This window comes from Chryseobacterium sp. KCF3-3, from assembly GCF_045865955.1.
GTDB lineage: Bacteria > Bacteroidota > Bacteroidia > Flavobacteriales > Weeksellaceae > Chryseobacterium.
Genome location: NZ_AP035792.1, coordinates 211,340 through 223,694, shown reverse-complemented (window position 1 = coordinate 223,694; position 12,355 = coordinate 211,340). Strand labels below are relative to the sequence as shown.

General features: G+C 35.5%; 8 protein-coding genes. 4 read left to right on the top strand and 4 right to left on the bottom strand.

The annotated features are described in order from the left end of the window. Nucleotides 1-177: 177 nt before the first annotated feature. Nucleotides 178-936 (top strand): CHM family subclass B1 metallo-beta-lactamase, encoded by a 759-nt coding sequence (gene blaCHM / locus ACKTTZ_RS01035; protein WP_407847020.1) that lies wholly within the window; start codon nucleotides 178-180, stop codon nucleotides 934-936. An 853-nt stretch (nucleotides 937-1,789) separates the two neighbouring features. Here blaCHM and porV read toward each other — a convergent pair. Next, complete coding sequence (porV, locus tag ACKTTZ_RS01030; RefSeq protein ID WP_034699905.1) at nucleotides 1,790-2,953, bottom strand: type IX secretion system outer membrane channel protein PorV; 1,164 nt, start codon at nucleotides 2,951-2,953, stop codon at nucleotides 1,790-1,792. 60 nt (nucleotides 2,954-3,013) lie between these two features. Continuing rightward, nucleotides 3,014-6,916: a type IX secretion system sortase PorU gene (gene porU / locus ACKTTZ_RS01025; RefSeq protein ID WP_407847019.1), complete on the bottom strand. Its 3,903-nt coding sequence runs from the start codon at nucleotides 6,914-6,916 to the stop codon at nucleotides 3,014-3,016. A 164-nt stretch (nucleotides 6,917-7,080) separates the two neighbouring features. On the opposite strand from porU, the gene gldJ reads away from it, so the two are divergent. Beyond that, the gene (gldJ, locus tag ACKTTZ_RS01020) at nucleotides 7,081-8,682 is read left to right on the top strand and encodes a gliding motility lipoprotein GldJ (protein WP_034699909.1); all 1,602 of its coding nucleotides are present in this window, start codon (nucleotides 7,081-7,083) and stop codon (nucleotides 8,680-8,682) included. Nucleotides 8,683-8,835: 153 nt separating this feature from the next. After that, nucleotides 8,836-10,107 carry a UDP-N-acetylmuramoyl-tripeptide--D-alanyl-D-alanine ligase gene (gene murF, locus ACKTTZ_RS01015; RefSeq protein WP_407847018.1) on the top strand — a complete coding sequence of 424 codons (1,272 nt, stop codon included), beginning with the start codon at nucleotides 8,836-8,838 and terminating at the stop codon, nucleotides 10,105-10,107. Between the two features lie 663 nt (nucleotides 10,108-10,770). Here murF and ACKTTZ_RS01010 read toward each other — a convergent pair. Next, nucleotides 10,771-11,379 carry an NUDIX hydrolase gene (locus ACKTTZ_RS01010; protein WP_034699914.1) on the bottom strand — a complete coding sequence of 203 codons (609 nt, stop codon included), beginning with the start codon at nucleotides 11,377-11,379 and terminating at the stop codon, nucleotides 10,771-10,773. A gap of 36 nt (nucleotides 11,380-11,415) precedes the next feature. Between ACKTTZ_RS01010 and ACKTTZ_RS01005 the strand changes: the two genes are divergently transcribed. Then, a complete protein-coding gene (locus ACKTTZ_RS01005; protein ID WP_034699917.1) occupies nucleotides 11,416-11,805 on the top strand; it encodes a hypothetical protein in 390 nt (129 codons plus the stop codon). Between the two features lie 125 nt (nucleotides 11,806-11,930). Here ACKTTZ_RS01005 and ACKTTZ_RS01000 read toward each other — a convergent pair whose 3' ends face one another. Then, on the bottom strand, nucleotides 11,931-12,350 hold the full coding sequence (locus ACKTTZ_RS01000; RefSeq protein ID WP_407847017.1) for a hypothetical protein: 420 nt from the start codon (nucleotides 12,348-12,350) through the stop codon (nucleotides 11,931-11,933). Between the last annotated feature and the right edge of the window lie 5 nt (nucleotides 12,351-12,355).

Below are 12,355 nucleotides of genomic sequence, written 5' to 3'. Positions count from 1 at the left end.
TTACAAACTTAAATGTTATATTTTTTTTAATTGAGCTGTATGCTATTTAAAATAAACTGACAGCGGAAACATAGGAATGATCCACAATTCACAATTGATCACTTTTAACACAACAGCTAACAAATCTTGTTCCATGAATTCTTACCTTAGCTTATCTCAATCTTAAATAATTGTTTCATGAAGATCATTATTAAAAATATATGGGTCATTTTGTGCTCTTTTATTATTCTAAGTTGTACTTCACAGAGCAAAGATCATTTTAAAGCAAAGAAAATTTATGAATCAAAAAACCTGATCATTACTCAGATTTCGGAAAATTCTTTTATTCATACTTCCTTTAAACAGACGAATGATTTCGGAAATGTACCCTGTAATGGATTAATTGTGAAAGACCATCACGAAACTATTATTTTTGATACCCCTACCAATGACAAAAGTTCAGAAGAACTGATACAATGGATTAATGAAAAGCTCGATGCAAAAATTAAGGCTATTATTCCAACCCATTTTCATGATGACAGTTTAGGAGGATTGATGGCTTTTCATAAACACAATATTCCCTCTTATGCATATACTAAAACCATCGAATTAGCCAAAGAAAATCATTTTGCCATCCCTGAGAACGGCTTTAACGATTCATTGGTTCTAAAAGTGGGAGACAAAGATGTTCTGGCCAAATTTTTTGGTGAAGGACATACAAAAGATAATGCAGTGGGGTATTTTCCTAGTGAGAATATTTTATTTGGAGGTTGTTTATTAAAAGAGCTGGAGGCGGGTAAAGGATATTTAGGGGATGCTAATGTTTCTGCCTGGTCCAATACTGTCGAAAAAGTAAAAAAAGAATATCCGGATGTGAAAATTGTAGTTCCCGGACATGGAGAATATGGCGATGGAAAACTTCTTGACTATACCATTAATTTATTTAAAGGTCAATAGTGAATTTTTGCTTTGCAAAGTGAATGGTGAATGCTTGCAGTATGTAAAAAATTGACAAGCGAAGCGAATTGACGATTGACAATTGACGGATCTTTTACCAGTGAATTCTTGCTTTGCAAAGTGAATCGTGAATGCTTGCAGTATGTAAAAGAAATTGACAAGCGAAGCGAATTGACCATTGACCATTGACGGATCTTTTACCAGTGAATTTTTGATTTGCAAAGTGAATGGTGAATGTTTGCAGTATGTAAAAAATTGACAAGCGAAGCGAATTGACGATTGACCATTGACGGATCTTTTACCAGTGAATTTTTGCTTTGCAAAGTGAATGGTGAATGTTTGCAGTATGTAAAAGAAATTGACAAGCGAAGCGAATTGACCATTGACCATTGACGGATCTTTTACCAGTGAATTTTTGCTTTGCAAAGTGAATGGTGAATGTTTGCAGTATGTAAAATAAATTGACAAGCGAAGCGAATTGACCATTGACAGACATTTTACCAGTGAATTTTTGCTTTGCAAAGTGAATGGTGAATGCTTGCAGTATGTAAAATAAATTGACAAGCGAAGCGAATTGACCATTGACCATTGACGGATCTTTTACCAGTGAATTTTTGCTTTGCAAAGTGAATGGTGAATGTTTGCAGTATGTAAAATAAATTGACAAGCGATGCGAATTGACCATTGACCATTGACGGATCTTTTACCAGTGAATTTTTGATTTGCAAAGTGAATGGTGAATGTTTGCAGTATGTAAAATAAATTGACAAGCGAAGCGAATTGACGATTGACAATTGACATAAAAAAAGCCTCAATACAATGTATGAGGCTTTTTTTATATAGCTGTTGCTTATTAACGATCGTTGTTGGATGTTTCTTCTCCAATATTCCATGTAAGACCGAAACGTAGTGTGTTATCCAAAGCACTGTTGATCTTAGACATATTGATCAGGTAAGAAAGATCAAGTCCGAAAGAACGGTATCTTAACCCAACACCCGCAGTAGCAAACTGTCTTGCTCCCTGCTCTTCACTTTCATGGAAGTAACCTCCTCTTACAGAAAATGCATTGTCATAAGAATATTCTAAAGCACCACTATACATGATACTGTTTTTATTTTTGAAAGATTTTCCGATACCAGCCATTGGTCCTACATTCGGGATCTGATAAATAGGCTGTCTTGTATTCGGGTCTATTCCTGCATACTCAGATCCTGGAACCAATAGTTTTGAACCTTCCACAGAAATTCCTACTCTGTTCATATCATCCAGGTACATATCGTATCCAACCCCTAATCTTGCCATAGTAGGAAGATAAGATCTTGATTCTTCATTTCCTGTATAATCCAGTTTCGGACCTAAGTTCTGAATAGCCAAACCTGCATTTACTTTACCATCATATCCACCAATACTGGAGAATCTTGGAGAGGTATAGTATCCTGAAACGTCTACTGCAAAACTGTTTGCCGCTTTAAGTGTAGTATCTGTGTTGAATCCTCCGGCTAAGTCTGAACGGATAAATCTACCGGTAACAGCTCCGGAGAATGAATCAGAAAGTTTCAAAGCGTAGGCAACGTCAATGGAGAATTCGTTTGGTTTTGATGTACCCATAGAAGCGATTTCTGTACCCACCAATTGAGTCAGGTCTACCTGTCCCATATTGAAATAATAGATACTCGCAGAGATTGTAGATCTTTCTTCCTGCCCCAAAAACTTATGGAACGAAGCATATAATAAGAATACATCATTGGTAAGTTTTCCCATGTAAGGCGTATAGTTAAGACCTACGGAAGAACTTGTCCTGCTGAAAGGGTATTTAGCCGCATTCCAGAATTGTGAAAATGCATCCGGAGAGGTTACCACCCCTTGATCTCCCATACCTCCCGATCTTGCATCAGGTGCAATTCTTAAGAAAGGAGCTCCGGTAAGAACTGGGTTTACTTTACCTAAATCTTGCGAATAGCCTAAAAAACCAGCACTCAAACCAAATCCTAATAGCAGTTTAGTAGTTAAATTCATATGTTGTCTTTTATATATTATCAGTTTTTTGTTAATATTATTATCTATTGTTCTATTTAATTATTTCAAAAGTACCATTTTTTCTACAGCTGTAGCACTTCCTTTGCATTTTTCTTGATTTTGACTTTTTGCAAATATCTTAAAAATATACGTACCTTTTGCTACTGTAGCTCCAAAATCATCTCTTCCGTCCCATTCTATTGCCTGACGAGGGGTTCTAAAGCCCTGTAGGAAAGGTTCTGCAACCACTGGCTGCGATAAAGTTCTTACCAATTTTCCGGTTATTGTATAAATTTGTACGTTCACATCCAGAATATCATCACAGTTGTGTTCAAACTGAATATAGGTTTTATTGGTGAATGGATTTGGCCAGTTCAACGGACGGTTGATCGTCAGGTGTTGGTCAGACTCATCTTTAACTTCAAAATTTAACGTAGCAGTTGTCGAATTATTGTTTATATCCCAAACTTTAAATGATAATTGATGTTGTCCTATGGAAAGATTTCTGAAAGGGTAGGTTACATTCCCTTTCTGATATTCGGCAAGACTTGGGTTTAAGCATCCGTTTCCTTCTCCCGGAGCATAAAAATCATTTAAAACCACGGTATTGATAATCTGTCCGTCAAGATATACTGTAATATCATGTCCTACACCGGATCCTGTTGAGTTAATCCCTGTATCATCAGTAAGACAGGCAAGAAGCATAGGATTCTGATTGGTGATTCCACCATCTGCAAAGTTGGTGTTGTTCATATACAGTTTTACTTTTGGAGGTTGATTATCATTGATTCCATTAGGATTGATATCTCCCACCTGTACAGCCTGGTTGTTGAAAACATCCGTTGATTTATTGTCAGAATAGGCTAGTATTCTTCCTTGTCCTACAGCATAGTTAATGTCTTTAGGAACATAGAATTCAGCAGTGAAAACTCCGTTTACGGCAGTTCCTGCGGATTTTACAATTGCACTTCCTTCTTCAGTATAATCTAAAACCGGAGTTAAAATTCCACTGTTGTTAAGTGTTTTCTTGTTTAATCTCTTATCAAAAATATTGATGCTGACTTTTCCGTTGAAAGTATTGTTCAGTGTTCCGTTCGGATTATTAATGTGTCCTTTAATTTTCACAAAATCCAAACCTCTGATCAATCCTGGAACCGGAGTTTCAATATTATCAATAACCAAAAGTCTTTGAGGTCTGCTTAATTTCATCGCAGGATCACCCAGGAAATTTACTTTTAAATGGTTACTGTTAGGACCTTTTTGTTTTTTGGCAATTAAGTGGGCATTTCCTAATGAATTAAAATCGTCATTGGTTAATTTAAAAATATTCTGAGTGAATGTATTGGTAAAATCACGTCCGTAATCTACCCCAATAGCACGGCTGGAAGTAATCATGGTAGAAACACCTCCCTGCTTCATTTTAATAAACTGTTCTCCAACAGAATTGGTTGAAGGTTCGTCCCATAATGTGAATTCACAAGTGATGGTAGAGACAAAAGGGAATCTGCTGTATACATTAGAGAAGTTGTTGGCATTCTGAACCTCTGTGCTGGTAAGCACTCTTTCCTGTGCCCAACCATTGATTCCTCCGTGTCCGAAATAGAACAGGTACAAACTGTTTCCGATAGCATTGGAAATAGCCTGGTTTACCTGCGGATATCTTCTTCCTCCAGATGTGCTCTGAGCGGTAAAGGCATCCATATATAGTTTTTTAACATTATATTCTTTAAGATCCAGCTGGCCTGGCTGTTCAAAAATATTCACCAGTGAATTGTTCATTACATTATGAAAAGGACCTCCTCCTTCTTCATTATCATCCACTACAAAGTCAAGTCGCATACGCCAGTCTCCGAAAGGAGATGACTGCCCTTGAAGAGAATTGTTATAAGCCAGTGTTTTATTGATCATATCGCCGGCTTCACTTACATTAGCTGCCGGAATTCTACCCACAGGCACATCCGGTAAATTGTTTTCAATTAATAATGTAGTCTGTGGCTTGGTCATGACAATATAATCATCCGTAACAAATGATGATACGTAATCAGAAGATTGCTCACTCTGGTAGCTGGCAACAACGTTTGAATTATTCGGAACCCTGTTTTTATAATCGTATGAAGCATCCCCAAGAATAAATACATACTGAAGTCTGCCCAGAGGAGTGTTGAGTTTGCTTACGAAATCTCTTATCGCGGTAAGGTCTTTACTTCCGCTGCCATATTCCTCATAGATTTTGTTAATGTCAACAATTTCTACTTTGTAGTTATGAGTAGTCTGATGATAGTTGGCAATTCTTTGTGCCTGACCCATCATTTCAGGTACAGTAAGGATAAGATAATCTACGTTTTGTATTGCGGAAAGATTCTGATTGGAAATTCTTCCTACAAATTGTGGACTGAAAGCAGCATCAGCACGGAACGCTACAAATTCATTATTGAAATTCTGATCAGCAGCAGTGTAGGCAAAGTTGAAAGAACCACCTCCTGCTTTATTCACTCTTCTGTTAACGTTGGTAATATCCGTTACATCCCATACCTGTTCTATATTAGCTGCATTTGTGATACTGAAACCGTAGTCTGTATTGCTCCCGCTTACTATTGAATAATCCCTGAAGTTCATTTGTGAACCATTGAATGCAAGATTTTCTTTATACTGAACTTCCAGATAATCAAAATAGAAAGTTCCATTCGGATTCTTGGAAATATCGGGATTATAGACCAGTGTAAACTGGTTTCCGGTAAGATTGGTTAATGTTCCGGTGTATGTTACAGGATAGAAGGTATACTGATAGGAAGGAGTATCCATAGGAATTACCTGCTGTGGGTGTGGATTTAAATTATTGATTTTAAAATCCATCGTATTCTGCTGAGAATTATACGCCACAACCTGAGTTCTGTATCGTACCACATCATTCGCCTGTATAGGTGAATTGGTAGACAATGTTATGGTCTTTTCATTGGAGAAAGGAGTATCCTCTACCCATGTTCTTCCTACTTTTAAAAGGTTTTTCTGATCCTTGTTAATGACCTGGTAACTGTCATATCTTGTAATCAGCTGGGCAGGAAGATTTCCATCTACTGTGGGAACTCTTTTTCCTGCACCTTTGTCAAAATTGATATAATAATAAGAGAAATCTTCATAAATATTTTTGACATTATTACTTCTCTCACTGAATCGGGTATCGTGTCTTTTAAAACCATTTCCATTGCCGGTGTCATAAAGGTTATACCCATCAGGCCCTTGTGCATAGAAAAGAGCATAGTCATTATCATTCCAGACTCCATCATCTTCACCTACTACCTGAATGGAGTTTTCCTGTAAAGCTCCGTATCTTGGATCCTGATTGTATTCAGGAAGCATTACTCCTCCATTTCCATAAATTCTGAAGTTTTTAGGATTTACAGAACTCGGATTAATTCCGTTATCTTTTAAAAACTGGGAAGTAATTTTGAATACTCCGGACTTGTCTACCTTTATCTTATAAAAATTTCCACCTGATAAAGGATTACCGGTAGTACCTATTTTATTAACCGTTCCTGTTGTATTGATAAAAGAAGAGGCTTCTGAAACATTAAATGAAGATAATCTCTGAACGCGCCCTTTTATATTTTTAAATAAAGCAATACTAATGCTGGCATAGCTTTCACCCTCTAAAGTATAATAGGAAACATCTGCTACATCATAATCAGGAAGTCTGCCTTTATCCAGTTCAAACAATTCTTGATTAGAAACGTTTTCCCAAACAAGGTCTGAGATTTTTAATTGCTTTTCTCCGATTTTTTGCTTGCTTACTATAAAAACATTATTTTGGCTGAAAGAAAAACCTTCATTTTTAAAATTGGGAAGATTTAATTTTGTGTCACCAAAATCCTGAATTTTAGAACCATTCCATTCAATGGTGTTTCTTTGGGCGTAAAGTGTTGATGCAAAAGCGATTAAAGATAAAATCGTAATTTTTCGTTTCATGTTTACTATTGAAATTGCTAAATTACAAAATAAATGAAAATTTTAGAATTAAATTGTGATACAATAAAATTAATTTGTTAACGTTTTTCAAAAAAATCAAATGTTTACTTGATTTATTGAATAATTTATTTTTTCTTTGTACTTTGAAAATATTTATATCGACTATGAAAAAACTAAAGTTGTTTTCATTAATAGCATTAAGTTCTACACTTGCATTAACCAGCTGTGGCGGATCAGGAACCAGCAAAGGTGGCGGTACCAAAAAATTTGTCAGCAAAACAGGTTGGAAACCAAACGAAAAACAGGGTTGGTTTTTTGCAGGAAAGCAACAGAAGCAGAAGGGTTGGCCTGGGATGGTATATGTAGAAGGTGGAACTTTTACAATGGGATTAGTGAAAGATGATGTTATGCACGATTGGAATAACACGCCTCGCAGAATGCAGGTAAGTTCATTCTTTATCGGTGAAACTGAAATTACTAACTACGAATACCGCGAATACCTTACATGGTTGAAGTATGTATTCCCACCAAGTGACCCGAGTTTTAAGGAGATCTATAACGGTGCTTTACCGGATACCTTATTATGGGACAACAAATTAGCAAGAAACGATTATAACGAAACGTATTTACGTTCTCCGGAATTTGATTACTATCCGGTAGTAGGAGTTTCCTGGACTCAGGCAAACAGATACTGTGAATGGCTGTCAGACAGAGCGAACGAAAAAGCTTTGATGCAGGCGGGTATTATTGCTAAGGATTTGTATATCAACGAATCCAACAACCAGGGAGGTACTGCTTTCAACATGGATAAATTCAAATCGAATGATCCTGAAATGCAAGGATATATCAATGAGAAAAGAATGCAGCAAAAAACTGGTATGAAAACAACCAACCAGAGATTGCTTGCAGCTAACAGAGCTCCAAATTCTGCAATGGTACAGAAGTTCAGACTTCCTACTGAAGTAGAATGGGAATATGCAGCTCTTGGGATGGCTAAAACCAGAGAATATAACCAATATCTAGGTAAAAAACCTGAAATCGAAAGATTAAGAGGTACTAAAGGAAGAGACAGAGGAATGTTCCTTGAAAACTTCAAAATGGGTAAAGGTGACTATTCTGGTATCGCTGGATGGAAGAATGACGGATCTGCTCAGACTTCTGACGTAAGACAATATCCATCGAACGATTTAGGTATCTATGGAATGTACGGAAACGTTTCTGAATGGACGGCTGATGTTTACAGACCTATCATCGATGAAGATTACAACGATTTCAACTACTATAGAGGAAACATGCCTCAGGCGATCGTAAGAAACGGTGACGGTACTTACAAAATGATCGACGAAGGTACTATCAAATATGACACTTTAGCTGACGGAAGATTAGTATATAAAGGTCTTCCTGGACAGTTCGAAAGACAAACTATCGCTGACTACAGAAACTACAGAGATGGTGACAGACAGTCTTCTTTAGAATATTACAGAGTTTCTGATTCTGCTGCAGGATTCGATATGTACAATGCTCCTAAGAAAAGCTTTGTTGTAGATGGAACGGGTAGAGTGAAGTTACAGAAAGATACTAAAGACAGAACTTCCGGAATTTCTAACGAGGTTAGAGTGGTAAAAGGTGGTTCTTGGCAGGATACAGCTTACTGGTTGGATCCGGGACAAAGAAGATATAAAAATCAAAACAGAGCTTATGGTTGGGTAGGATTCCGTGTTGCACAGGATGCTAAAGCCAGCGATAAGAGTAGAACTAGAAGATAATATTTATCAAAAAATACTTATAAAAAACCTTCCGAACTTTCGGAAGGTTTTTTTATTTTTGACTCGTGAAATCGCTTGGGCTAAAAAGTCTAAAACGCTTATATAAATTTGGCGATTGCATACGACTTTTTAAAAAAAAATATATATTTCCACATGAATATAGAACAGTTTTATCCTTTATTTCTGCAGGCGGCAAAAGTAACCATTGACAGCAGAAAAATAGCAGAGAATGATATTTTCTTTGCCTTTTCCGGTGAGAATTTCAATGCAGCTACGCTGGCGGAAAAAGCCATTGATGACGGAGCTTTGGCAGTGATTGTTGAACTTCCGGAATTTGAAAACAGAGATAAAAATATTTTCTATGTTCCATCTACTCTTAAGTTTTTACAACAGCTGTCAATCTATCATAGAAGCAAGCTTGCTATTCCTTTTATAGGACTTACGGGAAGTAATGGAAAGACAACCACCAAAGAGCTTATTCATGCGGTCCTTTCTGAAAAATTTAATGTTCAGTACACCGCTGGAAATCTGAATAATCATATCGGAGTTCCATTAACTATTCTTTCTATTAAACCGGAACATGAAATGGCCGTGATTGAAATGGGAGCCAACCATCAGAAAGAAATTGAATTTTTATGTACTATTTCACAACCTGATTTCGGATATATTACCAATTTTGGAAAAGCTCATTTGGAAGGATTCGGAGGTTTTGAGGGTGTGATTAAAGGAAAGTCTGAGCTCTATGATTATCTTAAAAACAATAACAGAACTATTGTAGTTAATGAAAACGATCCTATTCAGGTAGAGAAAACTGAAAACTATTCCCCTAAAATTACTTTTGGAGCAGAAACCTCTAATTATCATTTTGAATCTTTTTCAGAAGAGCATTTTGTAGGATTGACCTATCAGGGAGTAAAAGCAGTTTCAAAACTGACGGGAGAGTACAATTTTACCAATCTTTGTGCAGCCGCAAGTTTAGGACTTCATTTCGGAGTCAGCTTTGAAAAAATAAAACATGCGTTGGAACTCTACACCCCAACAAATATGAGATCTCAGGTAGTGAAAAAAGAGGGGAGAACTTTGGTTTTGGATACATATAATGCCAATCCAAGTTCTATGAGCGCTTCTTTGAATAATTTCATCAGTTTTGAAGGCAGTAAAACCATTATTATCGGTGATATGCTGGAATTAGGTGATGAAAGTGAGAAAGAGCATCAGAACATCTTAAAATTGGCTCAGGACCTTAGTTTCAATGAGATTATTACTGTGGGAAAACATTTTAAAGCTGTGAATGCTTCAGACCTTGCTTTTGAAAATACAGCAGAATTAACAGACTATTTAAAACAGAATAAAATTCAGTCCGAAAATATATTGTTGAAAGGATCCAGAGGAATTGCTCTGGAGAAAGTGATTGATTTTATTTAAAGTAAGGAAGCTGGGAGTTGGGAGAGGGAAATTCTTAAAGGTAAACAACGAGTATTCTCTTTTTTATACCACTTTATAGAATTTCATTGTTAAAATGATCACCTGAAAAAATGGTAATCATGTACAATTTTACACTAATTTAATTTGCTCATCTTATTATTATGACTCTGTCATTCTGAATGTAACGAAGTGAAATGAAGAATCTAAGCCGTGTATGAGATTCTTGCTTCTTCAGAATAACAATAGTGTAAAATTATATATAGTCACCAAAAAATAAATAGCCGGATCGTAACTTCCAGCTTCAGCTCTGGAGAAAGTGATTGATTTTATTTAAAGAAAGGAAGCCGGAGGCTGGGAGAGGGAAGTTGTTGAAGGCAAGCAATGGGTATTCTCTTTTTTATACCACTTTATAGAATTTCATTGTTAAAATGATCACCTGAAAAAATGGTAATCATGTACAATTTTACACTAATTTAATTTGCTCATTTTATTATTATGACTCTGTCATTCTGAATGTAACGAAGTGAAATGAAGAATCTAAGCCGTGTATGAGATTCTTGCTTCTTCAGAATGACAATAGTGTAAAATTATATATAGTCACCAAAAAATAAATAGCCGGATCGTAACTTCCAGCTTCACTCTTCCAACTTCCAGCCTTATTACTTATTTTTTCGAATCCCAGAATTCTTTTACGATCAGCTTGATATTTTTAAAAGTACTCGGGAATACTTCATTTTCAATTTCTGATGTTGTTTTCCAGGCAACTTCTGTAATGCCTTCTTCTATTTGTGGTTTGGAAGTATCTTCTCCGTCAAAATTCATTTCAAACCAATGCGTGCATTTTAAGATTTTCTCGCCATTTCTTTCTACATAGATATGGTAAGTGGTATTGATGAATTGTACAAGTTCAACATTACTCAAACCAGTTTCTTCCTCTATTTCTCTTACTGCAGACTCTTCTCTGGATTCACCTTTTTCCATTTTACCCTTAGGAAGATCCCATTTACCCAGTCTTTTGATGAAAAGAATTTTACCTTCAGGGTTATTAACAAGACCTCCTGCAGCTTCTATAATTCTGAAAAGCTTTTGAAACTCCTGCCAGATTTCTTCCAAATTCTCTCCATACACATTCAGTTCCTGCACAGAAGTATTCTCCAAAAGATCCAATGCGATCTCTAAAGTTGTATAATTTTCATACCCAAGCTTTTTTTCAAGTTCTTCAGGATGCTTAGATATTAATAATTTTTTTTCGTTGACAAAAACTTTATACATTTGTAATAGTTAAGAATTTAAATACAAAAATAAAAAATGAATTTAGAAGGACGAAAGATTATTGTCAATAAATCATCTAAAGAACTTACCGAGTTGCTGAAATCTCCTGAAAATTATAAAGATTTTATGCCGGATGGTCTTCAGAAATTTGAAACAAGAGATAACGGATTTAAATTTGGATTGCAGGGAATGCCTGAAATCGCTTTAAAAATAGATGAAGTAGATGATCAGAAAGCTGTTTTAAGATCTGCAAGTTCAAGTTTGGACTTCTCATTAACAGCTACATTGAACCCAATCAGTGAAAATCAGACTGAGGTTCAGATGCTATTTGAAGGAAAATTCAATCCATTCATCAAAATGATGGTAGAAAAGCCTTTACAGAACTTTATCAATACGCTTACCGATAAAATCGAAGCTTATAAATAATAAAAAAACCTTCAGAAAATGAAGGTTTTTTTATTTTAGAATTAGATTCTTTTATAAGTTAATATACATTGTTTATTTTGATGAAGGATTTTTTATCTAAGATTTATAAAGGATTAAAATGAACATTATTCTAAATTTTCAACATCAGCTTGATCTATATTGTAACCTTTCAATAATGAGTAAGCTTTTTCAGATATTGCTAAAATGTTTTTTTTCGTAATAAAAAAATCATCTTTATTTGATTCCCCGTTTATTTTAGCCCAAAAGAAATTTGGAAGTTCTCTATCAGGATAAAGTTCTAAAAAAGTTTCAGATTTAGAAACTAAAACCTGATCAAAACTAATACCTGAAAGCTGTTTAGATTCTATACCTTTTCTCAATCTCTCTGTTACTATATAACATGGAAAAGACTCTACAAGATCATCTCCCAGCCAGCCTTCAAATTCATAGTGAAGATTTTTAATTAGTGGTGGAAAAAAAGAATTATCTATCTGTGTTTGATCTCCCAAGCTGCCTGCTACTTCTGGTTCTATAAGTTTATACATATGTT